The organism is Rossellomorea sp. ABR4_012 (assembly GCF_056159545.1).
In genome coordinates, this window is the sequence record NZ_JBSWVK010000001.1 from 1,005,356 (window position 1) to 1,031,567 (window position 26,212).

Consider the following 26,212-nt stretch of genomic DNA (forward strand, 5'->3'; position numbering starts at 1 on the left):
TGATCATGGAATTATTTCAAATACAGTACCTCGGTTATAATCAGTCACTTTCGTGGAACCATAAACCCCTAAATATAATCTGGTTTGATTCAGATTTGTTCCCAAGTTAACAAAATAGGCTGATTGAGATCCAAAATCATAATCGGTTTCTATCACACTAAAATCATTTTGCTTACCATTTGGCCTTGCGGTGGTGTAAGCTAATGCCCCTCGAACCCGGGGTTGAGAATCTTTCCGGGCAAGATCGGTAAACACAACGGTTCCTGTTAAACCAGGGATCCTATTTCCCATATATGGCTGGACGCCTGTAAGTGCAGTTCCCCAAAACTTATCGGGTCTAGTGTCTTTATGAAAATAACTGGTTAAAGGCTGAAGGCGGCTCCCTGAAAGTGTTACTGCTTCATTGTAATAAGCAATTATATTCTCTTCCAAATCCGGATCACTTGTGCAGCTTCTTATAATCGGTGAAGGAAAAGCACCTTCCCAGCCTCGCCAGCCAAAGTTAATGAATCCTTCTTTGTCATATTCAAAATTCATGTTAGAAGCTTGAACAAGCTGGGTAACCGGTATTGGCTTATAATGAACAAATGAAAAAATCGACTCGGCCAAATGCTGGCCGACATTTCCCACATATTTAATATATTGATTATAAAATCTTTGGAATGAAATGCCTGGTATATTGCGGACCCCTTTGGCCATTACCGAGAGCGTTTCCTGAATAGCTGTGGGAAGTTCATTAAAACGAGTGACAATGGGAGGGTTTGTGAAGTGTGTATTCTTACCTATATCAATTTCAATTATTTTACCGGCGATCTCCAGGTCGTCCTGACTTAAGTTAAATGGATCATAGCCCGATCCGCCATCTCCGGTTGTTAACACAAGTTTACCTGTTTCAGGTGAGAAATTTAAACTATTGAATCCATTATGGTTATAAAATGGTCTTCTTACATTAAGTAATGTCCGCCGTTTCCTGGGTTTCCCATTCGATTGTAAAATCCATTCTTCAAGTGTATCAATATGATCGTATTGCTTTTCTCTATTACTCCACTTTAGATTTAACGTTGCAGGATCACACGGGTCAGGCTCAAAAGATTCAGAAAGAGCCCCTGGTCCTTGTGTTCCAGCTGCTGAATAATGAAGATAAAACAGACCGTTATAATAAAACTCTGGATGAAACGCCAGTCCCAGCAATCCCCGTTCATCATATCCGCGGCGAGAAACGCCCAGTTTTATAATTCGAGGGCGAATATCTAAAAAAGTTCTTAGACTTTCGTTTCCTATGAAAAAGATCTCTCCCACCTGTGTTGCAATAAAAAGTCTTTCCTTAGAGTCACCTGGGAATAAAGCTGTTTTCAAAACAGTGGGTAAATTTATCTTATTTACGATGGGCCGTAAACCAACCTTCACTTTTTTCAACAGACTTTGCACCCCTTCTTATTGTTTTCTTTTAATAAGAATATGATTTCTACTGTCTATTAGTACAAAATAAGGCCGGGTAATCTGAGAGGGTATTGTGCACTATCTTCCAAAACAACGAATGAGGTGGTTCTTTCTTAATGGAGGATGGGAGAAGCAGTAAAGGAGTGGAATTGGGGAAGTTACAAAGGTAGGCGTGCTCCTGACTAAGAGGGTTACACCATAATGATTGAGCCACATTGTTAAAGAATTAAATCCCAATGTCTTAGTGTTATATGAGACATTGGGATTTCTAATGCCGTAATATCATTAACGTTGTAAATATGATTTTAATGTTAGCGGTACCCTGATTACTGCATAAAATGTATCAGGTGATCAACAACGGGTATCTCAAAAGGAACGCTAAAAAAGCAGACATGAAAATTTTAGTAAAAAAGATATGAAGGAGGAAAATATGGATAGAAAAAGTCATTTACAATTTGTACAGTGTGGTAAGGTGTTTAATCGTGATTTACCATTTTCAGTTAGATGCAAGTGAACCTCCCTAGTATTAGGAGAGGTGAATGTAATTCCAAAGCTCTTTTCCAAAGTGAATTTCCAGGGTGAAAGATGCTCCGAAACCAAAGGATAAGTATAAAGGTCAACGTTGGAAGACATAAAAGTTCAATTGGGAATTGAATAATCAATAGAAAGAAGCTGGCTTATAACCGATGTATATGAGCCAGCTTCTTTTACGATTGAACTAGATTTTCCCTATAAAAGGAATAAATGTATATTTATTTAGAGTTTATATATTTTATCCACCGTAATAAGGATAACTACTTAGTTTATTAGCTTATAAGATTCGGATTTCCTATGTATAATGATAGGTATATACAGGGGGGAGTGAAACGATGTCTATCGGCAGGATTATTTACTATCATCGGAAAAAACAAAATAAAACACAAGAACAGCTCTGCAGAGGGATATGTTCAACCACCCATCTGAGTAAGATTGAGAATAGTTCTAAAGAGGGCAATCTGGAAACATTGGAATTACTCTGTAAACGACTTGGAGTATCGATTGAAGAGGAAACGAAGAAGACGCTGTATTTAAAACGACAGCTCTCGCAATTCTATGAAGCGATGGAAAGACTTCATAGGGATCATGCCGAAAGGCTGCATGGGGAACTGGAAATGCATCGGGACTACATACAATGTACGGAAATGGTGTATCTGTATGAGCTTTACATGCTTCGATATTTGTTGTTTACGAATAACTTGACCGAGTATGAGCAGGCATCCCTTGGATTAAAGAGAAATATGAGTAAGTTCTCATCCTTTGAACAATATCTGTGGGAATTCTTCCAGGGAATCTTTTATGGTCAAAAACAGCAATATTCCAAGGCGATATCCACCCTAGATAAAATCGAGGATAAAGCGGAATTCTTCAGTGAAAAAGTAACAGATTTTTATTATTATAAAGCCGCCAATCATGGGCTGTTAAAACATTTTACGCTCTCCCTTCATTATTCACATAAGGCTTTGCGGATCTTTCAGAATACAGGGAATATCTTACGGATCCTGCACGTGAAAATAGGTCTATCAGCGAACTTAATCTATATTAACGATCTTGAACGGGCAGAAGTCATGCTGCATACAGCCTTGAACGATGCAGAAATGTTGAAGGATAACGAGACCAAAATTACGGCTCTTCACAATTTTGGCTTGTTATTCAATAAAAAAGGAAGGCTTCAAAAGTCTTTAGAGTATTTCTCCCAATCCCTCAATCTGAAGAAAAAGCATACAATCAGTTATTACGGTACATTGGTTGAGTTGGCACAAGTCATGTTGGACTTAAATGAGAATGAGCGCGTAGAAAGCCTTCTGAAAGACGTACTGAGAGATTTTAAAGAACAGCAATCCAGTAAATATATTGCATTGATGGTGTTGTATCTAGAAGCGATAAAAGATGAGAAACGATTGACCGATTACCTAATCGATTATGGTCTGCCAATGATGAAGCAACATGATCTTTATAAGGCCATAAAATACTCGGAGAGGTTGGCCGATTACTTTAATCAGAAGGGAGATCTTGTCTCTTCCAATCAATATTTGCGTTTATCAAATGAACTGTTTAAAAAACTGCTTTTCAACCATCCAGAACCAAGGTAAAAGAGTAAACAAGCAACTGTTGACGGTTGCTTGTTTTTTCATTCGTTCACCATTGTCATAATTAGTTATTTATACCTGTTTATCTGGCGGGATGAGAAAGAAAAATAGGTATTTCGACTTCTCCGCAAGAAACTTTCCCAACTTTCCCTCTAACTTTGGAACATTGATTGAGGGAAACATACCTTTCCATCAGATAGGCCGAATAACGAAAGCCTGAAGGTGTATGGAATTTTCCCAATTAACAGACTTCTCTCGAAGGGATACCATGTAGGTTGTAATCAAATATCAACTTGAGTGATTTTTAAAGAGGGGGAAGAGTATGAATAAGAAGCGCTCCGTCAAACTATTGACCGCAGCATTGACCGTAAGTCTATTGGGGACATCAGGTGTACCGATGAATGTGATGGCCGAAACGAAGCCTGTATTCAAACAAGTCAAAAATGCAGAAGAAGTGTTGATGAATCTATCAGATGAACAAAGAAGTGCCCTCAAACAAATTGAGGCACAGCCTGATTTTAAGATTTCTCCGAGTATCAATACCGAAAGTGACGGTATGGTAGACATCATCATCGAATTCAATCAAGCACCAGCCAAAGTTGAAGTAATGAAGCAGGCGGCAAAGGGACTCCGTACCACTGCAAAAGATGTTTCAGTAAAGGTAGAGAAGGCGCATAGTAAATTTAAACAGAGTGTCGACTCTCTTAAAAACCAAAAGAGTGCGAGCCCGCAATTAAAAGAGGTAAAAATTACGAGGGAATACCGATCGGCCATTGTCGGTGTTGCGATGTCCATACCTGGAAATGAGATTGAGAGCTTACTTGATTCTGGAGTGGTGAAACGGGTTTGGAAAGATGAGACGATTCAGCTTGATCTCCCTGACATCGAAGAAGCAGGAGCGTCCCAATCCAAAATGATGGATAGTATCCCGCAGATCAATGTGGACAAGCTTCATGCTGAAAACGTGACAGGTGAAGGAGTCAAGGTTGGGGTACTGGATACAGGAATCGATTACAACCACCCTGATTTGAAAGAGTCATATAAAGGCGGATATGATTTCGTAGATAATGATGATGACCCGATGGAAGCAACATATGAAGATTGGAAATCATCCGGTCTGCCTGAAATCAATCCGGCTTCAGGGACTTCCTACTATACCGAACACGGAACACACGTATCAGGAACGATCGCTGGAAATCAAAAGAACTCAATTGATTATGCCGTGAAAGGGGTAGCACCCCATGTAGATCTTTACGGTTATCGTGTTCTTGGACCGTATGGATCCGGAGCGACAGCAGGGATCCTTGCAGGGATTGACAAAGCCGTAAGTGATGGAATGGATGTTATTAACCTTTCATTGGGAGCTGCAACGAATGATCCTTTGTATCCGACCTCCGTAGCTGTTAACAATGCGATGCTGTCGGGAGTGGTCACGGTTGTCGCGGCAGGAAACAGCGGACCGAACGAAGGGACTCTCGGAGCTCCGGGTGCAGCTGCGCTCGGGATAACGGTCGGGGCAAGTGATTTTGCCATGGATATCCCTTCATTTGAATCCATGAGTGTGAATGGTGAAACATTTGAGAATGTTTTATTGATGGGCAAGAATTTTTCTGACGATCTTACTTCTCTTCAAAATCAGTCCAAAGAAGTGGTTTTTGCCGGGCTTGGATTTGCTGCTGATTTCGAAGGGAAAGACTTAACGGGTAAAATCGCACTGATTCAGCGTGGTGACATTACGTTTGTCGATAAAATGAAGCATGCGAAAGATGCAGGTGCGGATGCTGTTATCATCTACAATAACGTTGACGGAAATATTCCGGCTTATTTAGGGGAGGGGTCTGAATATATCCCGACCTTCCGTATGACAAAAGCCGACGGTGAACGGTTAAAAGGATTAGGAGATAACGTTGCCATTACGTTTGGTGATCTGGCAAGTGTTCAAACAGAGGGCGACAACTTGGCTGACTTCAGTTCAAGGGGACCAGTGGGCGGCAGCTATGATATCAAGCCGGATGTTGTGGCACCAGGGGTAGCGATCTTCTCAACGATTCCAGAATATATCAACAGTCCGGAAGAAGGAGTAGATTACTCATCAGCATATTCCCGTCTGCAGGGAACTTCGATGGCAACCCCTCACGTTGCAGGAGTGGCTGCCCTTATGCTTCAAGAAAATTCGGATCTATCACCATTTGATGTAAAAGCAGCCCTGATGAACACAGCGGAAGACTTGAATGGTGACGTATCCGTATTTGAACAAGGAGCAGGGCGCATTGATGCCTATGAGGCGGTGCACGCAGATGTGTCCATTAAAGTGATGGATAAAACAGAGAATATCGAAAATGGTGCTGTCGTAGAAATTGAAGAAGAAACAGCTTCCATCTCTTTCGGAAGTCACTACAAAAATGACAATGGAATAAAAGCAGACAGCAGCATGGTCATAGAGAACAACGGTGAAGAAGAAAAGTCATTCAAGGTAGAAGTCGAATACCATGGAGAACGTCCAGGTATTAAGGATTCAGCCGAAAACGGTATTGTTTTAGACGTACCAACGAGTGTAGCGGTCTCCGCTGAAGGATCAAAAGAACTTTCCCCAGTGATCACGGTTCCGGCAGATGCAGAAGAAGGTCGTTATGAAGGGTACATCCATCTGACGAATGCAAATGATGCTGGTGAAACGTATCAGGTTCCGTATGCCATCAGAGTTACAGGAAAAGGCTTCGACTACCTTGAAACAAACCGTCCGGCACTAGCTAATAATACACCTAAGTGGCAGTACTACAATCCATTCATCTCAGCAGCATTCCAAATGAAAAACCCGCTGACGAGGATCGATGTTGTGGTGAAAGATGGACAATCAGGTGATGCAATCGGATTCATTGCTTCCCTCACACAAGCGAATGCAAAGCCTGACTTCAGGTATTACATTCCGGCTGTTTTTGCTGGAGGCGTTTATCCATTCACAAATGACGAACAAAATCCGATATCAGATCAATTCATTGATTTGCCAGAAGGGGACTATGAAATAGAATTCATAGGGCATGATGAGGAAGGAAAAACGTATACAATTGACACTCCTGTCTTCGTTGATAATACAAAACCACAAGTGGAATTTGATAAAGCTCCTGGTGTGTATGAAATCAGTGAAGATATGTACACAGAAGAGTTTGGGCACAAAGCTTTCTGGATCCATGGAAATGTGCAGGATGAAACAGTGGAGGTCTTACAATCAAAAGGGATGGAGTATGATCAATCATCGAACAAATTTTTGATAGCGACCGGATTCCGCGAGTACTTCAATTGTTGTTTCCCACCAGCGGATTCTGAAGGGGATACGCAGTTTGGAATAGAGCCTTCTGATATTGCAGACGAACCATTAAGATTGAGTCTGGCAGCTACTGATATTGCAGCAAACGTCAATTACCAAAGATATATCTTCCTACAAGAAGGCACGGAGTATCTAACATCCGATTACAACAGGGAAGAAGTCGGGTTGGACGATACTGTGACCATGACTCTGAGCCTTAATAATGTAAAAAATCTTATTTCCGGAGAGTACACGATTCAGTATAAAGGGGAAATGTACTCATTCGAATCGGCAAAGCTGAATGATGAATTTAAAGCTTTTGCAGAAGAAAACGGACTTCAAGCATCTCTTAAAGATCCTGTTGTCAGCGGTTCAGGCTATTACCAGACCGTAACGGTAGGAGCTTCATTGAATGAAGAAGGATACTCCGGCTTGAATGGGGACATGCCTGTAGTGGACGTTACTTTTAAGATCACTAAAGATGACTGGTTTTATGGATATGACAAACTTGATGTCACAAAGTCAAGCTATACAAAAGTCGGTGAAGATAAGACTGCATCTCTTCCATATTACAGCACTTCATCCTATGATTTCGTGTCCAAACATTCAAGAGTGGAAGGGAATATTAAACCGGAAGCATTTTTGAAGACAAGTGGAAGTGGCAATCTTTTTTTACCAAATGGTGTAGCTCAAAATATCGGAGCGAAGGTATATGCCTTATCACCGGATGGTGAAAAATATGAAGGCAGCATCGCTTCAAATGGGAAGTACACAATCTATGGTGTCCCGGCTTCACGTGAGACATACAATGTCGTAGTGGAAATCCCAGGACATGTAAAGACCTACACGCCATTTATACCTGGATTTGAATTGAAAGGGGAAGAGTATGGAAGGTTCATTTCAGGAGGAACCAAAATCAGTCTTGCCGGAGATGTTAACAGTGACAGCTTGATCGACATAAAAGATGTCCGTGACATCGTTGAGTACTACGGTAAAGAGAACCCTGAAATTCAAACCTATGACGTGAATCAGGACGGTGTTGTAAACGAGACAGACGTTCGATTCATTGAAAAGAACTTCCTGACAAAAGGACCGGATGCCCCTAAAGGGAAATCACCAAAGGAAACTAACGGGAAAAAAGATCTGACCCACTACTTAAATGAAATGGGACTGGAACTAACTGAATAATAAGTTGGAGAAAGAATCGTCCATGGGCGGTTCTTTCTCATTTTTATAGGCTCTTTCTTACTGGTCTAATAGAAAGTAAATTCGAAAAGTAACACTCCCTATAAATCGATTGGTAAATGTCAATCCAAAAATATAAATGGTTCTAGCTGTTGGTTGGAGTGCAAGACGAAGACTCCTGCGGGAGAAGTGGCCAATGTGAGACCCCGCAGGCGAAGCCGAGGAGGCTCACGGGTCACCCGCGGAAAGCGAAGTCTTGCACGGAAATCAATAGCGGTGATAAAAAGAGTTCAGGAATGAAATAACCCAACAAATATTTGTAATATTCATTCTTTCAACCTATCAATCAGTCGTATTAGGATGAAATCATCAATGATTAAGGGTGAATAGTCCCGTTTATGAAACAGTCATAGACTCCGAAATCCCCCAAAAGGATGATTCTCAACTTCATAGAAATAGAAAAGTAGCGCTCACAATTAAAGAGAGAAGAATCAAGAGGGAGAAGGGGGAGAGGATCAAACCTTAATAAGGATGGCCTAGTAAGCCAGGGGATTTAAAGAACCAGGTGAGTGCTTAAGCCAAATACCAAACTATTGAAAAGGGTGAAAAGATGAAGGGTTCCATGAAAAGTAAACTATCCATCGGATTAATGACGGTGTTACTGGGCAGCACCATGACCACACCGGCCAGTGCTGAATTCTATCAATCTAATGAGGGACAGGCGCCTGCTCAGATCCAAAAAGCAAAACTTCCATTGGCTGATTTTGATAAGAAGTCAAGCGACGATCCGTTATATGGACAGGATCTCAAAGCTTTCAATCCAAATGAAAATGTTCGCTTAATCGTAGAAGTGGATGTGAATGAGAAACAGCAAACATCGCCTGAAAAGCATGTAGAGCAAGTGAAAAATACGTTTATGAAAAAGAGGGATGCATCTTCTAAAGTCATACATACGTATTCAACAGGATTTTATGGATTCAGTATGGAAACGACGATGAAAGACGCAGAGAAAATCAAAGTTATAGAGGGTGTTAAAGATATCCGTGTCGCTAAAACATATGAGCATATGGACATAAAGAGCAATGAACTCGTGGAAGCGATGAATGTATGGACGAAGTATAATTACAGCGGCGACGGGATGGTCGTGGCAATCGTGGACTCTGGAATCGATTATCGCCATGAAGCCATGACTCTTTCAGAAAAAGGAAAGAAAAATGCTAAGTTCAATGAAACGAACATCCAAGAGAAGCTTGAAGAATCAGAAGTAAAGGACGTTTGGTATACGGATAAAGTACCGACGGGTTATGACTGGGCAGATCATGATACCGATGTCATCCCGGCAAGTGATTCACATGGGACACATGTAGCCGGGATTGTCGGGGCTTACGAAGAATCCCAGAAAAAAGCGATGGGAGTGGCACCGGACGTACAGCTGTTAGCAGAAAAAGTATTCTCTGATAAGAGAAGCGGTGCGTATGATGATGATATATCAGCCGGGATCTATCATGCGGTGGAGTTGGGGGCAGATGTCATCAATTTGAGCTTGGGATCTGACGCAGGAAATGTGGATCCGAACGATCCTGTACAGCGTGCAATCCAATACGCAACAGAAAATGGGGTGCTGGTCGTAGCCGCTGGAGGTAATGCTTCTTACAGCACGAAACAAAGTTTATTGGAAAGGTCTCAATTGCCGTTGGCGAAAAATCCTGATATCGGACTCGTTGGTGACCCTGGTGTTACACCATCCGCCCTGCAGGTAGCTTCTTCAGAGAATGATCAGATGAGTGTTAATGCTTTTCAGTTAAGTGATGGAAGCATGCTTGGTTTCCAAACACAATACAGTTCCAAAAAGCTCAGTGATGTACTTGAATCTGGTAAAGAATACGAATTGGTTTTCGGCGGTGAAGGGTTTGGCAGCCACCTCGATGGCCTGGATGTACAAGGGAAGATCGTGGTGGCAAAACCGGCAAAATTGTATTCGATTTATTCGTCCCTGCAATTTGACGCAGCAAGAAAGGGGGCGGCTGCCATTATCGTGATCCCGCCAGATAAATCTCCGTCGTATGCGAATTTGAATTTCTCACGCTACACCATTCCAGCCGTTACGACTGGGCATACAGAAGGAGATCAACTGGTTGAAAGATTACAAGGCGGCGAGAAGATCTCGGTACAATTATCAGAGGAAACAATATGGGTGCAAAACCCGACGACAGAGCCGATGTCTTCATTCTCATCATATGGTTCACCGACAGACCTAAGCTTTAAACCGGAAATCACTGCCCCTGGTGGAAAAATCAGCTCAACCGTGTTGAACAATGAATATGAAACAATGAGTGGAACATCCATGGCCACGCCGCACGTTGCAGCCGGAGCTGCTTTATTGCTTCAGAAGTATTATGAGGAGCTGGGGCTGCCAAAGAACGAAGAAACCATTTTAAAAGCAAAGAATGCGTTAATGAACACTTCTGAAATATTGACAAACCCGGATCATGATAATTCACTGTATTCACCAAGACGACAAGGATCTGGATTGATGAAGATTGAACAAGCGATCAAATCTCCATATCTATTGAAGCAAGAGGGTGCTCCGCTGGAGAAGGCTGCATCAGTGGCGTTAAAAGAAGTGGAACGCACATTTGATTTCACATTGGATGTAGAGCCGTTGGCAAAGAATATGGAAAAAGCTAACGACCAATATGAAATCGTCATAGATGTACTGACGGATGAAACAGAGAAGAAAACCTATGATGGGGTGGAACGGGAATACCTTACGTTGCATTCGATCCCTATCGATGGTGCTGTTGTCAAAATCAATGGAAAGCAAGTGACGGATGATAGTAAATTTCAATACAAACCACGCCGTGATGACGAAGTGACAATCTCGGTCACGCTTCCGGAAGACTTAAGTGAAGGGCGCTTCGTGGAAGGGTTTGTCCGTTTTGTACCGAAAGGCAGCTCTGTAAAAGACTTAACGACTTTGACGATGCCGTTTATGGGCTTTTACGGTGATTGGGATTCACTTGATAATATTGACGAGAGTCCGGTGAACGGAGATCCATATTTAGGGTATACGGTGCTTTGGAATGATATGCTGAATTATCCTTTGGGATATGACACCTCGAAAGGTACATTTGATCCAACACATGTAGGCTATTCGCATAATGCCATACCTACAGGGATTTATCCATCCTTTACGGCGTTTAGAAATTTGAAGGAAATGTCACTGAAAGTTGAAGATGAAAATGGCAATACTGTTGCTCATATCACGAATTTTGGTGAATTTACTGAAGATGGTAGTCCTTACTCTTTCAGAAAAAACATCATGTCATATGGTAACTATTTGTATAAGTTCGATGGTATGTTCTGGAGCGGTACAGATGATGAAGGAAATAAGCTGCCTGATGGCAATTACCAGTATGTATACGAAAGTACGTTGAACTATGAGGGAGCAGAACCGCAGCAAACGAAAATTCCGTTTAAAATTGATTCTGTTGCACCGACTGTAAAAAACATCAATATTTCTGAACAACCTGATGGTAAATACAAAATTACGTGGGATGTCACGGAACAAGGAAGCAAACATATCGGAAACTTCATTTGGGTCAATGATGGGTATCAGAAAGCTGTCAACTCAGACCTCAACGAGTATATTTCAGATGCGAAGCCAGAGGTTGTCATGATTTCAGCCATTGATGCTTTCCGGAATGTCGGCGTCGGATATACTGGCAATGAAGAATTGCTGCATGCAGGTCCATTTATCAACTATCTTCAGGTTTCAGGGACCAATGTAAATGAAACAAAGCCTGCTTCCATTTTAATTTTTGGATATAAACGAATGGATTGGCATATCGAAATTTCCAATTCGGAAGGCGATGTCATCGAGTATGCTGATATCGAAGATGAGCATTCCATTTATGGTTTGAAATGGTACGCTGGATCAGAGTACCCGGATGGTGACTACTTTGTGACCGTAACGGGGACAGATGAAACAGGATTATCTTTGACATCCGAAAAGAAGAAAATCACAGTGAAACATTAATATTGAGAGGCCAGGCATACCCGTCAACCGTATGCCTGGCTTTTTATTATTAGGTTGCTCCATTTGGAACAACTGCAGTTTAGAGATTCTAATCTTTTCGGGACTGTACACAAATATCATTTAAAAAGCGTGAATATAATCGTGAGTATATTGGAAGGAAATACAATTGTATGAGAAACTGCAATTAGTAATGATATTACAGAAAAAAGGTGGTGGAATGAACAATGAGAGCTCCTGTCGAGATAGATCCGCGCATCAATCTTTCAAGCACTCAGACCATCTCGATCATCATACAGTTCATCATCAAACCTGCGAAAGCAGCTGTGCTTGAAGCCAAATGGAAGGGAATCGACCTGACGCTGGAAGAAGCCGTGCGGCAGGTGGAGTATAGTCACATGCAGTTCCAAGAGGAAATCCGGCTGGCTTTAGAACATAATCAAATACCATATCGGATCAACCATCGATATAAGTCGGCCTTTAACGGAGTATCGATGGAGATGCCAGCCAACGAAATCTTGCGCTTGGCAAATTCCTCTGTCATCCAAAAAATCTATCCAAATGAAGAAATAAAGATAGATCCGCCCATACATCCTTCAGGACTGTTTTAGAAAAAATGAAGAAGAGCCACCGTCATTCTAGAGGAAGATGTGGTTCTTTCTTTTTGGAGGGAGGGGAAAGGAGGGGCTGAGCAACAAATTTGGGAAAGTGTGAAAGGTCTAAAGTCATGGTTTTCTGGTGAATGACAGGAACATTCGATTTGAAATGATTCGTCCTTTTCCCTTTGTAACGGGAATTTCTCCGCCGGAAGGCAGGTGATTAAGGGTTTATGTAATGGGCACATAGTCCTTGAACTATGTGATGTCGCTGCCAGCGAATAACCCAATTTTGTCAGGGGTGCCTCTTGGTATAATAGTCGTAGACGCTTATACTGCTATTTCATTCCTGGAGGTCTAAAGTAATGCATATCGGGACGTTCATTAAATATTGTCGGATTTTTAGGGGGCTGACCCAAAAGGAAATCAGTATCGGGATTTGCTCGCCTGCCCATATGAGAAGGATAGAAAGTGGAGAGAACGTTGTTACAAAAGATACGATTCGGAAAATTAACCAAAAGGTAAAAATGGATATCGAAATGATGCACCGTTCCTATAAAAAATGGCAAATGGACCTTGAATTATGGCATGATTTCATGGTGAAAGATGTCACAAGAGAAATTGAGTTATTAAAAGAAATCATTGAGCAGAACCAGTTGGTCCAGATTGAAACCATGAACGGAACGTACAAGCTGTTAAAAGCGAGATATTTGATCATGAATGGAAAGTTGCTGGAAGCTGAGTCGTATTTGAACTTATTCCTGAATATAAAAAGTTCTTTTTACATGTCAGGCTACGATTTTCAATTATATTATCACGTAAAAGGGATGCTGGAGCTTTCAAGAGGAAATCATCTTAAGGCAGCCGAATTATTGGAAAGCATTCATAAAGCTCAGTATCCGAACAGGGAATATTATCTTCACTTAGCATTTGCGTATCTGGGGTGCAGTGAAGAGGATAAGTCAAGACGATGTATTGAGATTGCAATGAATCATTTCAAAGAGACTTATAATTTTTCTCGAATGATGGACGGCTCTATTTTTCTTTTGAAAGCAGAGGGAACAAAAGGGAATATAAGCATGAGAGTGCTCGAAAAAAAATATGACAAATTGATACAGCGTTGTGAACATCTTCAAGATGATAAGAGTAAATCGATTCTTTATATTAATTTGGGGAATGAATATGTTAACGCTAAAGAATATCAACGTGCAGTAGACACCTATTCTATAGCGTATCATCTATTAAAAGAGAAGCCTGACTCTGCAGATTATTTTGTGAGCTTAATAGGAGTGGTCAGAAGTTCGGCTCTCTTGAATAACCATAAAGATAAAGAACGCAATCTTGTCATGCTGGATAAAGGAATCTATTTTGCAGAAACAATAAGAGATTCATATAATTGCACACTGTTGAAAATGCTTAAGAGACGTATAACCGAAGGGGAATATGCGTATATACAATACATTGAAGAGATCGTTATACCTTTGCTGATAAAAGAACGAAGATATGCAGAACTCAGCAAGTATATGAATGAGGTATCCTTATATAAAAAAAATAATAGCTGTCTGATTCAGGATCCCAATATGGCAGTGTACTAAAAGGGAGAGGTTGATGATGAATAATCCGGATCGTCTAATGAATACATTTGAAGAAGTGACCTTAAGTGATTTCAAACTACCAATCATATGCATATATTGGAGTCCTGAAGATTATAAAGGGATGTATGTAGCAAGGGTTTTCGATGTTGAAAAACCGACTCAGCACATACTGATGAGGCCGACACTGGAAGCGATCAGGAGTGAAATTCCGGAGAGGTTTTCAAGGATTTCGAATTCTGCTCAGGAGGAATTGAGAGTTGTAGAAACTTGGATTTGAATAAGGAAGGGCTACAGCAGTTGAATGGAACGGACCATTATTAATGGATATAAATGGTTTCATAGGAATATTTTTATTTAACACCCTCAAAAAGACCCCCTACGTTCGAATGGTATAAGGTTGAAAATATTTAAACGAGCACATTGGGGGATGTAAAATTGACTGCGATTACAATGAAGAGAAAACACAGAATAGCAGAGGCCCGAAAGAAAAAGGTAAGAGCGAGAAACAAAAAAATTGCAGCGGCAACCGCTGCCGGCACCATTACCGCACTGCTTCTGGCGAATGGCAAGGCAGACGCATGCAGTACGGAATACACGGTCAAAAAAAACGACACTCTATATAGTCTGGCTAAAAAATATGAAGTGACTGTCGAACAGCTGTTGGAAGCGAACGTCTTGTCATCAGATAAGATTGTCGCCGGCCAGCAATTGCTTGTACCGGATAGAGAGCATCGTAAGGGTTTTATCACTTATAAAGTTAACAAAGGAGATACGCTATACTCCTTGGCGAAACAATATGGGACCACAATCGAGGAAATAACATATATAAATAAAAAAGATACAGACCAAATAAAAATTGGTGAGAAACTTTCTTTACCAACCGGACAAGCCTCAAGCGAAGTTGGAGAATATTATACCGTCGTGGCTGGAGATACTCTTTGGGGAATCTCTCATCGCTATGGAGTGAACCCCAAAGAAGTAGCGAAGGCAAACGGATTGAAACTGGACATGGTCCTGATCGGCCAAAATCTCTTTATACCAGGGGAAGCTGAAGTGTCCCAGGCTGTCATAATTGGAGCGGTTGACAATTTTTCAGTGGAATTCAAAGGCGAACACCGGGAATTCGTCTTAAAAGTCCCGTATGGAACCTCCCAAGGATATCAAAAGAAGTCCGGACAGTTGGTCACGGTCATACAAAAAAATGGTGCTGTCATTTCCACATATTAATTGATAAGACTGGGACAGAAGTATTTTAGAGTAAGTAAAACCCGAACTAGTTTGCGTTCTAAATGGCAAATTATTTCGGGTTTTTAATTTGTTTAAATGTACACTTAGATTTTAGCTCTTTCCAGCGGTTGATTGGAGTGCAAGACGAAGACTCCTGCGGGAGAAGCGTGTTAGGTGAGACCCCGCAGGGAGGTACGACTGAGGAGGCTCACCAACCGCCCGCGGAAAGCGAAGTCTTGCACGGAAATCAATAGCGGCAATAAGAGCCTATACTGAAATTGTTTGTCTTTATAGGTGGTTTTATCGTTTTGCCCCAGCCGCTTTTCTTTAAGATGCGATTAAAAACCATTGCTTACTCCCCCATAAATTGATAGAATCTCGAATGGTAGTACTGAAAACGAACAAGAGGGGTAGAGACATGATAACTGCTGCTAGCGGATATAGAGTTGAAAAAGATTTTCTTGGGCAAAAGGAAGTGCCTGAGCATGTATATTATGGGATTCAAACGTTACGGGCGGTTGAAAACTTCCCGATAACAGGTTATAAAATTCATAAAGAAATGATCGATGCGCTGGCTGTGGTCAAAAAAGCGGCAGCGCTTGCGAATATGGAGACGACTCGTCTATATGAAGGAATCGGTCAGGCCATCGTACAGGCTTGTGATGAAATCCTTGAAGGGAAGCTGCATAAACATTTCATCGTCGACCCGATTCAGGGAGGCGCAGGGACGTCCATCAATATGAATGCAAACGAAGTCATTGCCAATCGTGCGCTTGAACTGCTTTCCCATCATAAAGGGGAATATGGGAAAGTCAGTCCGAACAGTCACGTGAATATGGCGCAGTCGACCAATGATGTGTTCCCTACGGTCATCCATATTTCGACACTAACGTTATTGGATAAGCTGCTGATCACAATGGAAGATATGCTGGATGTTTTTAAAAAGAAAGCCCAGGAGTTTGATCATGTCATCAAAATGGGCCGCACCCATCTGCAGGATGCCGTGCCAGTCAGACTTGGTCAGGAATTTGAGGCGTATAGCCGGGTACTTGAAAGAGATATCAAGCGAATAGGACGGACTCGTGAGCACCTGTATGAAGTGAATATGGGAGCGACAGCTGTTGGGACAGGTTTAAATGCCGATCCAGCATATATCAAGAGTGTCGTGAAGCATTTGGCTGAAATCAGCGGATTGCCATTGACGGGAGCCGAGCACCTTGTTGATGCGACGCAAAATACAGATGCCTATACAGAGGTTTCTTCTGCTTTGAAGGTATGTATGACGAATATGTCCAAGATCGCCAATGATTTACGCTTGATGGCCTCAGGGCCGCGCACCGGCTTGGGGGAAATCTCCCTTCCTGCAAGACAGCCTGGTTCCTCCATCATGCCTGGAAAAGTCAATCCGGTCATGCCGGAGCTCATTAATCAGGTAGCATTCCAGGTGATGGGGAATGATCAAACGATTTCCCTGGCTTCTGAAGCGGGCCAGCTTGAACTGAACGTAATGGAGCCTGTCCTTGTGTTCAATCTCCTTCAATCCATCAGCATCATGAATAATGCGTTCAGAAGCTTCACCGACAACTGTCTGAGCGGCATCGAAGCGAATGAAACGCGAATGAAGGAATATGTGGAAAACAGTGTGGGCATCATTACAGCAGTCAATCCGCACTTAGGGTATGAAGTGGTTTCAAGAATCGCCAGGGAAGCGATCCTGAAAGGGAAATCAGTAAGGGACCTTTGCTTGGAATACGATGTTCTGACAGAGGAAGAACTTGATTTGATCTTAAACCCTTACGAAATGACCAACCCGGGGATTGCGGGCCGAGTGCTGTTTGATCGGGAATAAATAGAAAAATAATAACCTGCAGACAGCTTCTGCAGCAAAAAGCTTGTAGACAGAGTCCATGAATTGGACCAGGTCTACAAGCTTTTTTGTTTTGTTGGTTACATACTTCCTGCGTAACAGGGAATTTTATAGGTATCTGCGAAAAAGGAGGCATACTTATGGACTACAGACTATTCAGGGCAATCAATCTGCTTTCTGGACGCTCGGCCCCGATTGATTGGCTGATGATCTTTTTATCAAAAAAGGTTCGATATGTGTATATATTTGTATTGATATTCATGTGGTTACGAAATGACCATTATAGAAAAGTGTCTTGGAATGCAATGGTGTCATCAGGTATATCTTTGATTCTTCACACTTTGATCAAGTTGTTTTACTTTAAGCCGCGTCCATTTGTCAAACGAAGGGTGGGCATACTCATCCCCTCAAAAATGGATTCTTCATTTCCAAGTAAGCATACCCTGCTTGTGTTTGCCGTATCTACTTCTATCTGTCTTTATGACCGTGCCTTTGGATCAGTGATGTGGCTATTATCATTGTTGACAGGTATTTCTCGTATTTGGCTGGGGCACCATTATCCATCTGATATTATCGGCAGTGCTTTTATTGGCACCATGACCAGTATTGTAGTGGGTGAACCTGCTGGTAAATGTTCGGATAAAGGAACACCCGACTGAGTGAAGGTTTCACTTTACTGATCAATAAGCCTTCCATTTTACTTTTCTGGCTTCGTTGTAACGTTTTTCAACTTCGTTCCAATTGACGACATTCCACCAATTATCTACATATTTTCCTCTGTTATTTTCATATTGCAAGTAATAGGCGTGCTCCCAGACATCCAGCACGAGGAGAGGAATGACGTCCCATTGGCTCAGGTTTTGATGTTTCTCCGCCTGCAGTATTTCAAGGCGTTGTGATCGCGGTGCCCATACGAGAATCGCCCATCCGACCGCTTCCACTTTTTTCGCGGCTTCTGAAAAATGACGCTTGAATTGATCGAAACTTCCAAACGACTGATTGATTTCAGATAAAAGGGCACCTTTAGGTTTTCCGCCGCCTTGAGGTTTCATTACGTTCCAGAAGATTGTATGCAAATAATGCCCCGCACCATTGAATGCCGCTTCCCGTTCCCAATGCTTGATCAATGAATAATCATTGTTCCTTCTGGCTTTCTCCATTTCCTTTTCGGCTTTATTGAGTCCATCTACATAGCTTTGATGATGTTTATCGTGATGAAGTCTCATGATTCTCCTGTCAATGTAAGGTTCGAGGGCATCATAGGAATAAGGGAGTGGGGGAAGTGTATGGTTGCCAATGGGAACAGGGGAGTGGCTTCTCTCTTCATATGTTTCCCGTAAGTCCCATAGTGTTTTCCATTGTTCGGTTAAACTGGTGCAAGTTAGTTCCAGTTGATGTGCCGTATGATGATCAAACATGTTGCGGTTCATTTTGATTTGTTCTAAGTGATTGAGGAAATCGTCCAATTGGTCGCTGTATTGTGTAGTCTCTTCGCAAACCGGAAGTTGGTTGAGATCGCATGCTTTGTTCCATTCCTCGATTAAAAGCAAAGCCCGCCGGTCCATGCCATCCAATAATTTCTGTAACTCGCTCATGTATAATCCCGCCTTTCTTCATCGTTACACTATATGTACTTCAGGCAATTTTTAATTCTAATAAATGCTTTTCATGTCATGATTCTTGTCGAAAATGGCCATGGATTTATTTTTCTTCAAATTATCAGTTTTTATCTAGTAAGAAAGGGTAATGGAATATAGGGAAATAGGCGTAGATTTACTGAAAGAGGAGGACTTAGGTTTCAATGGGTAATAAGCATTTGATCGATTACAGAATTTTTCTTCCCTCATTACTGATTGTAATAGGGATCAGTATTCCCTTTGCCTTTTATGAGGCAGAGTCTTTGGAGCTGCTGAACTCCATTTTTAATTTTATTGTAGACGTATTCAGCTGGGGCTACCTTTGGTATGGGGTGATCCTAGTAGGAGCGGCATTGTATTTTTCTTTTTCAAAATACGGACAGGTGGTCTTAGGAGATCCGGCTGAGAAGCCCCGCTTTACGTTATTCGAATATGCGTCGATTCTGATTGCGATGGGGATCGGATCGACGATTATGAGAACGGGGATGCTGCAGTGGACGTCAGTGGCAAATGATCCGCCTGCTGGAGTGGACCCCGGATCTGCCGAGTCTTTATTGTGGGGTAATTCCTACAGCATGTTCCTCTGGGGATTTCAGGTGTTCGCGATATTTGTGATGATTGCGCCGGCAATGGGATATGTTCTTCATGTTCAGAAGCGGCCATTAATGAGAATTTCAGAAGCATGCAGGGTTCTGTTTGGTAACCCGTTTACTGATGGATGGGGCGGAAAGGTCCTCGATATCTTATTCCTTATCAGTATTTTGACAGGTGCCGCCGTGACACTTGGGCTCGGGGCTCCGATCATTACACATAATTTATCAGCACTATTAAATATGGAAGTAACCTTTGGAATGACGATCATCGTCACTGTTATCTGGGTATTCTTATTTTCACTCAGTGCGTATTTGGGAATCGAGAAGGGTATTAAACGCTTAAGTACATTCAATATGTATTTGGCTGGATTTTTTGCGATTTTAGTCCTTGTTGCAGGACCAGGCGTCTTTATTTTAAATTATTTCACCGACAGTGTTTCATTTTTATTCAGTCATTATCTTACATTTTCTTTAAATACGGATTCCGTGCACCAGGGAGTGGCATCCCATATACAGAGCAATACTGTGTTCTGGTTTGCCTATAGTGCAACATGGGCCATGCTGCACAGTGTGTTTGCCGCTAAGATTTCCAGGGGGCGCACGATCAAAGAGATGATCCTTACCTATCTCTTGGCACCGACCCTGATTTCCTGGATAGCGACAGGTGTTCTGGGCGGATTGGGGGTTCATCGCTATTTGACAGGGGAGCTGTCCATCCTGCAGCTTGTCAAGCAGGATGAACGGATGGCGGCGATCCCCGAGATCCTTAATACCCTGCCTATCGGCGGCATCATGATTGTGATCTTTATGATCGTAGCACTGATATTCCTCACGACTACACTTGATTCGACTACCTATACCGTAGCGGCCTATACAAGTACGAGGGATATGAGTGAACATGAACCTGCCAAGCTGCTCCGCATCGTGATTGCAGGAGTAATCGCAGCCCTTGCTTTATTACTGATGCGCATCGGCGGGCTGGCGCCGCTTGAAGTGATCTCCGGCCTGATGGGGCTGCCGATCATAGTCGTTCAGTTCATACTGATATATGCTGCGAAGAAGATGATGGATAAAGATAAAGCGTGGAAATATAATATACGAAAATAGTAATGGCATATAAAACCTCTTATCGTCCGACTGCGATGAGAGGTTTATTTTATGCAGTTACCTTTTCGGGATACTTTCCATTTGTTCGTCATTTTTCATCCTGCTGGAAAAAAATCTTTCATATAAATATTGAAACCCATACATGGATAATGATTTCAGTAAAAAGAGTAACGATAGCTGTATTCTGGTAAACCTGATCAAGGTGACATACCCGATTTTCTTAAACCAATTCAGCATGATCGTGGTGAAAAAAGAATCAACGATCAAGTTCAGGAGGAAATACATTAAGAATCTGCCATACGTGAATTTAAATATCCAAAGTGAACCAACAAAGAAAGGACCCAGTATCAGAGGAAGTTCAGCTGCTACGTTCGGTTTTACGTGGAAAGGGAACCACCACCATTTCCTTTTCGTTGCTATAGTGCCTTCTGCCAGAAGATATACGCTCATAAAAAGTGTGCCTGGTAAAAATCTTTTGAACGTTTTATTGTCCAGAAACGGGATGGATAACCAGGGGAGCAGGGCCATTAACGTTATCATCAGTGTTCTATTTTTCATGAAAGGACACCCTTTACATCATAGTCGTACATCTATTTTTCCTTTTTTATGAAAATTTTATGTATCCTTGCTCGGGAACTTTTCATAGCATGAAAGTTGTAAATGAATCCTTCTTTTTTACCTCCTAACTAAATATATACATAATAAAAAGGAGGTAAAGATGTGGCTAATCAAATGATCTCGATCTGGGAGGAGCATTTATTCTGGCTCGAAGTTTTACAGGATCATGCCTATTTCATCAGGGACCACTTATCTGTAGTAGAAGAAGAGTATGTGGATGCTTCACAGCAGTACATTCAGCTATTTGGGGAGCTGATCGAATTATTGAATCATGTTCCTCGTACAGCCGGTCATGGGGATGAAGTCATGGTTCAGTTTTCAACCAGAGTATGGCCGGTGGCAAAAGGCTACTTTGAATTCGAGGGAATGCTGCAATCGTTAAGAATCGATAATAAGGTAAACCTGGATTTTTCACCAACTTACTTGAACGGCACGCTTGCAGAGAACCAGGAATACTTGCGGTTTCTGGGATATCTGCTGAAAGGGGAAAAGCCGGAGCCTCTTCCTCTGGTGGATTTGATGGATTTGTGGCTGGAAGATCAGCTGGGGCACGTGTTATTATTCCAAAACTTGCTGGATCCGATTGAGATAGGTGCCAGCATGCGGGCAGAGGCGTATATTGACCAATATCAGGTATATATCATTCAAAACCGGCATCTGAAGGGGTATCTCAGATTTAAACAGCCGGGATTTGCCAGACAGAGGGAATTTGCACTTGAAGTTGGGCAGACGACTTTGGAGATGAGTCAGTATATCTCCGGAATGGTTGAAAAGTACGATAAAAAGAAACTGCTGAATAAAACGACCCTTCGATTCTTAGAGCATCACTTTCCGGAAACCTGTTATTTCATCAAAAAGCTCAGCTATTATTCTCCAAAACTAAAGGAAGCTGCCGGGGCTTGTTCTTTAAAAAGAGCTTCCTATTTATGATTTTTTGAAGGTTATAAAAAAGTGTCCTTTATTATTGCCTTTGAACTTCTTAATAGAAGGTGAATGGCAGAAGTGAGGATGCTTTGTAAATCTTTATTATTCGGAATATTTTATTCATAAAACGCTCTCAACGTTATTCAAAAATAATGTTGAGAGTTATTTTTTTGCCATAAGAACATTTCTTTCCAACATTGTTACCGTTTTGTGAATAACTTTCGTCTAAATTTCGAAAATCAGGTTACAGTTAGGTTAAATGAGGGTACCTTCTTTAAAGAATTTGATAATATGGTGCTACAACTGATAAATACGAGATAAAGGAAGGTGAACCCTTTGTTTGATAAATTCAAGCCATACTTGATTGTTTTGATAAGTTTGGTTTCTTTATTTTTCATCATCATTTTCAGTTCGGGAAGTGAGATGATCATTCTCGATCCGAAGGGACCTGTAGGGGTCGTACAGAAAGACCTGATCATGCTGTCGATTTATTACATGCTTGGCATTATGATCGTTGTTCTATCATTCTTTACATTTATTCTATTAAGATATCGAAGCAGCCGGAATGGTGATTATAAGCCTGAGATGCATGGAAGCACGAAGCTTGAGATCATCTGGACGCTGATTCCTGTATTGATCGTCATCGCTTTGTCGATTCCGAATACGAAGGCACTGTATGAGTTAAAAGAGGCTCCTAAAGCGACTGCTCATAAAGAGCCGATAGTGATTCATGCTACGGCTGTCGACTGGAAATGGATCTTCAGTTATCCGGAGGAAGGGATCGAGACGGTGAACTATGTCAATGTGCCGGAAGATCACCCGATTTTGTTCAAGGTGACAGCTGCAGACTCCATGGCTTCATTCTGGGTGCCGCAAATCGGCGGTCAAATTTATGGAATGCCTGGAATGGTGAATGATTTATACTTACAGGCTGATGAGCCGGGAACATACGATGGACGTAACTCAAACTTCACCGGTGAGGGAATGACACACCAGAAGTTTGATTTTGTTGCGATGGAAGAAGGAAAGTATGAGACGTGGGTAAAAGATGTTCAGGCCAATGAACCGAAGCTTACCGAAAAAGAATATGAACAGCTTATTCTGCCTGGGCATGTTGAAAAGATGACATTCTCCTCCACTCACTTGTCCATTGTCGATCATGGCAAGAATTCTGAATATGCATTTGCGATCCGTGAGAAATACGGCGTCACTGAAAGATCGCATGGTGCGGATGCGGATGCCGAATCCACCCATAGTGGGCACGGTGACCACGGAAGTGACCACGAAAACCATCAAGATCAAGAAAGTCATGATGGGCATTCTGAAGACAAAGAAAAACAAGAAGGACACGAGCATTAAGAAAGGAGGACCACTCTAGATGTTTGATTTTATCAAGGATAATTTAATCCTCAATGATCCGTTGATCCTTGGAGCAAATATTTCGATTGTATTCACAGTAATCGGGATTGTCGCCACACTGACATATTTTAAAAAGTGGAAATGGCTTTGGAACGACTGGATCACGAGTGTTGATCATAAAAAGATAGGTATCATGTATATTCTCGCTGCATTGGTCATGCTCTTCCGCGGAGGGGTCGATGCACTATTGATGAGGGCACAATTGACGGTGCCGAATAACGAATTTTTATCATCACAGCACTATAACGAAATCTTTACGACTCATGGTACGATCATGATCCTTTTCATGGCGATGCCATTCTTACTTGGATTGATGAACGTTGTTGTACCTTTACAAATTGGTGCAAGGGACGTTGCATTCCCTTACTTGAATAACCTTAGTTTCTGGTCATTCATGTTCGGGGCGATCCTGTTCAATATGTCATTCGTATTTGGTGGTTCACCGGATGCCGGGTGGACGAACTATGCGCCGCTTGCGATTGAAGGAAGCCCTGGTCCGGGTATCAACTATTATCTACTCGGATTGCAGATTTCAGGGATCGGTACGTTACTGACAGGTATCAACTTTGTTGTCACGATCATTAAGATGCGTGCGCCGGGTATGACGCTCCTTCGCATGCCGATGTTCACGTGGACGACATTGATCACTGCATTCATCATCGTGTTTGCATTCCCGATCTTGACAGTGACACTTGCACTGATGACATTTGACCGTTTGTTCGGCACACACTTCTTTACGCTGACCGACGGCGGGAATCCGATGCTTTGGTCGAACCTGTTCTGGTTATGGGGACACCCGGAAGTGTATATCGTTATTTTACCGGCTTTCGGTATCTTCTCAGAAATCATTGCTACTTTTGCAAGAAAGACATTATTTGGTTATAAATCGATGATCATCTCACTTGCTGCCATTTCATTATTGAGTTTCGTCGTGTGGGTCCACCACTTCTTCACGATGGGCGGAAGTGCGGCAGTGAACAGTGTATTCTCGATTTCGACGATGGCGATTGCCATCCCGACCGGTATCAAGATATTCAACTGGCTGGGGACCCTTTATAAGGGACGGATTGAATTTACGACCGCGATGATGTGGTCTGTTGCATTCATCCCGACATTCCTGATCGGTGGAGTGACAGGGGTCATGCTCGGTATGGCCGCAGCTGACTTCCAGTATCACAACAACTATTTCTTGGTTGCTCACTTCCACTACACGCTGATTGCCGGTGTTGTTTTTGCCTGCTTCGCAGGACTCGTCTACTGGTATCCGAAGATGTTCGGAATCAAGATGAACGAGCGAATCGGGAAATGGGCTTTCTGGTTCTTCTCAATCGGTTTCAACGTATGTTTCTTGCCGCAATTCGTATTAGGATTCGCCGGTATGCCAAGACGTGTGTACACGTACGGACCTGAAGACGGATGGACAGCATTGAATGTCATTTCTTCTGTCGGTGCATTCGGTATGGGTGTAGGATTCATGATCATCGTGTACAACGTGTATTACAGCTACCGTTATGCGAAGAGAGAGGTTTCAGGAGATGCTTGGGATGGCCGCACACTTGAGTGGGCAACAAGCTCAGCGATCCCTCCACACTACAACTTTGCACACGTACCTGAAGTGAAGGGTGTGGATGCATTCCATTACATGAAACAGGAATGGAAGGAATCAGGCAAGCCTGAAGATCCGGAATACAAACCGATTCACATGCCGAACAATGCAGGGGTGCCGTTCATCATGTCGGGTCTCTTCTTTGTCGCAGGATTCGGATTGGTGTTCGAGCTATGGTGGATGGCGATCCTTGGACTTGTGGGTATCATCGGAACCATGGCACATCGTTCACTGACTTCACACTCGTATGATAAAGGCTATTATGTAAGTGTGGATGAAATAGAAAAGACTGAAAATCGGTTCAAGAGGGAGGCGTGAGTATGGCACATAGTACAAATGTAAATCCAAACACGCCACTGGAATATCAATCGGAAATCGGGAAGCTGAATATTTTCGGTTTCTGGATTTTTATCGGAGCGGAAATGGCGCTCTTTGCCACCATTTTTGCCACGTTCTTTGCCCTTGAAAGCGGAACGGTCGGCGGTCCGCTGCCAGGTGAAGTGTTTGATCTGAAGAATACGATCATCATGACGCTGCTATTGTTAATCAGTAGTTTCACGTCAGGTTTATCGATAAATGAATTAAGAAGAAGAAATGTCAAAGGAATGATGATCTGGCTGATCATCACACTGCTCTTCGGTGCAGGATTCCTCTACATGGAGATAGCCGAGTTCCTTCACCTCATTCATGAAGGAGCGACGATGGGAACCAATGCATACTGGTCTTCCTTCTATCTGTTGACCGGGACGCATGGTCTCCACGTTTCATTAGGTATTCTCTGGATCATCCTTGTCATGTTCCAGGTGAAGAAACAGGGATTGAACCCTGATACCGCGAAAAAACTATTTGTATCCAGCTTGTACTGGCACTTCCTTGATTTCGTATGGATCTTCGTGTTTACAAGCGTGTACTTGTTAGGGATGGTGGGATAA

General features: G+C 42.3%; 17 protein-coding genes. 14 read left to right on the top strand and 3 right to left on the bottom strand.

All coding sequences use genetic code 11. From position 1 onward, the window contains the following. Positions 1–3: 3 nt before the first annotated feature. The gene (locus ACXAFV_RS04925; protein ID WP_475124853.1) at positions 4–1,416 is read right to left on the bottom strand and encodes a PQQ-dependent sugar dehydrogenase; all 1,413 of its coding nucleotides are present in this window, start codon (positions 1,414–1,416) and stop codon (positions 4–6) included. 893 nt (positions 1,417–2,309) lie between these two features. Here ACXAFV_RS04925 and ACXAFV_RS04930 point away from each other — a divergent pair. The 9 genes from ACXAFV_RS04930 to ACXAFV_RS04970 all read left to right on the top strand — a co-directional run bounded on the left by ACXAFV_RS04930 (position 2,310) and on the right by ACXAFV_RS04970 (position 18,035). Then, the gene (locus ACXAFV_RS04930) at positions 2,310–3,569 is read left to right on the top strand and encodes a helix-turn-helix domain-containing protein (RefSeq protein ID WP_475124855.1); all 1,260 of its coding nucleotides are present in this window, start codon (positions 2,310–2,312) and stop codon (positions 3,567–3,569) included. Between the two features lie 319 nt (positions 3,570–3,888). Then, complete coding sequence (locus ACXAFV_RS04935; protein ID WP_475124856.1) at positions 3,889–8,058, top strand: S8 family serine peptidase; 4,170 nt, start codon at positions 3,889–3,891, stop codon at positions 8,056–8,058. A 619-nt stretch (positions 8,059–8,677) separates the two neighbouring features. Further along, positions 8,678–12,094 carry a S8 family serine peptidase gene (locus tag ACXAFV_RS04940; RefSeq protein WP_475124857.1) on the top strand — a complete coding sequence of 1,139 codons (3,417 nt, stop codon included), beginning with the start codon at positions 8,678–8,680 and terminating at the stop codon, positions 12,092–12,094. Between the two features lie 224 nt (positions 12,095–12,318). Then, complete coding sequence (locus ACXAFV_RS04945) at positions 12,319–12,702, top strand: protease inhibitor I9 family protein (RefSeq protein WP_475124858.1); 384 nt, start codon at positions 12,319–12,321, stop codon at positions 12,700–12,702. Between the two features lie 350 nt (positions 12,703–13,052). Next, on the top strand, positions 13,053–14,282 hold the full coding sequence (locus tag ACXAFV_RS04950; protein WP_475124860.1) for a helix-turn-helix domain-containing protein: 1,230 nt from the start codon (positions 13,053–13,055) through the stop codon (positions 14,280–14,282). A 16-nt stretch (positions 14,283–14,298) separates the two neighbouring features. Further along, on the top strand, positions 14,299–14,559 hold the full coding sequence (locus ACXAFV_RS04955; protein ID WP_475124862.1) for a hypothetical protein: 261 nt from the start codon (positions 14,299–14,301) through the stop codon (positions 14,557–14,559). A gap of 158 nt (positions 14,560–14,717) precedes the next feature. Further along, entirely contained in the window at positions 14,718–15,509 is a 792-nt protein-coding gene (locus ACXAFV_RS04960; RefSeq protein WP_475124863.1) for a LysM peptidoglycan-binding domain-containing protein, read from the top strand. 418 nt (positions 15,510–15,927) lie between these two features. Next, positions 15,928–17,358 (top strand): aspartate ammonia-lyase, encoded by a 1,431-nt coding sequence (aspA, locus tag ACXAFV_RS04965; RefSeq protein ID WP_475124865.1) that lies wholly within the window; start codon positions 15,928–15,930, stop codon positions 17,356–17,358. A gap of 158 nt (positions 17,359–17,516) precedes the next feature. Then, entirely contained in the window at positions 17,517–18,035 is a 519-nt protein-coding gene (locus tag ACXAFV_RS04970; RefSeq protein WP_475124866.1) for an undecaprenyl-diphosphatase, read from the top strand. 21 nt (positions 18,036–18,056) lie between these two features. Here ACXAFV_RS04970 and ACXAFV_RS04975 read toward each other — a convergent pair whose 3' ends face one another. Next, on the bottom strand, positions 18,057–18,971 hold the full coding sequence (locus ACXAFV_RS04975; protein WP_475124867.1) for a superoxide dismutase: 915 nt from the start codon (positions 18,969–18,971) through the stop codon (positions 18,057–18,059). Positions 18,972–19,177: 206 nt separating this feature from the next. On the opposite strand from ACXAFV_RS04975, the gene ACXAFV_RS04980 reads away from it, so the two are divergent. Next, entirely contained in the window at positions 19,178–20,713 is a 1,536-nt protein-coding gene (locus tag ACXAFV_RS04980) for a BCCT family transporter (RefSeq protein WP_475124869.1), read from the top strand. 57 nt (positions 20,714–20,770) lie between these two features. Here ACXAFV_RS04980 and ACXAFV_RS04985 read toward each other — a convergent pair whose 3' ends face one another. After that, complete coding sequence (locus tag ACXAFV_RS04985; RefSeq protein WP_475124871.1) at positions 20,771–21,271, bottom strand: hypothetical protein; 501 nt, start codon at positions 21,269–21,271, stop codon at positions 20,771–20,773. Positions 21,272–21,433: 162 nt separating this feature from the next. On the opposite strand from ACXAFV_RS04985, the gene ACXAFV_RS04990 reads away from it, so the two are divergent. The 4 genes from ACXAFV_RS04990 to qoxC all read left to right on the top strand — a co-directional run bounded on the left by ACXAFV_RS04990 (position 21,434) and on the right by qoxC (position 26,212). Next, complete coding sequence (locus tag ACXAFV_RS04990; protein ID WP_475124873.1) at positions 21,434–22,261, top strand: DUF2935 domain-containing protein; 828 nt, start codon at positions 21,434–21,436, stop codon at positions 22,259–22,261. 330 nt (positions 22,262–22,591) lie between these two features. Further along, complete coding sequence (qoxA, locus tag ACXAFV_RS04995) at positions 22,592–23,614, top strand: cytochrome aa3 quinol oxidase subunit II (protein WP_475124874.1); 1,023 nt, start codon at positions 22,592–22,594, stop codon at positions 23,612–23,614. 19 nt (positions 23,615–23,633) lie between these two features. Further along, positions 23,634–25,598 carry a cytochrome aa3 quinol oxidase subunit I gene (qoxB, locus tag ACXAFV_RS05000; protein ID WP_475124875.1) on the top strand — a complete coding sequence of 655 codons (1,965 nt, stop codon included), beginning with the start codon at positions 23,634–23,636 and terminating at the stop codon, positions 25,596–25,598. Positions 25,599–25,600: 2 nt separating this feature from the next. Next, entirely contained in the window at positions 25,601–26,212 is a 612-nt protein-coding gene (gene qoxC, locus ACXAFV_RS05005) for a cytochrome aa3 quinol oxidase subunit III (protein WP_475124877.1), read from the top strand.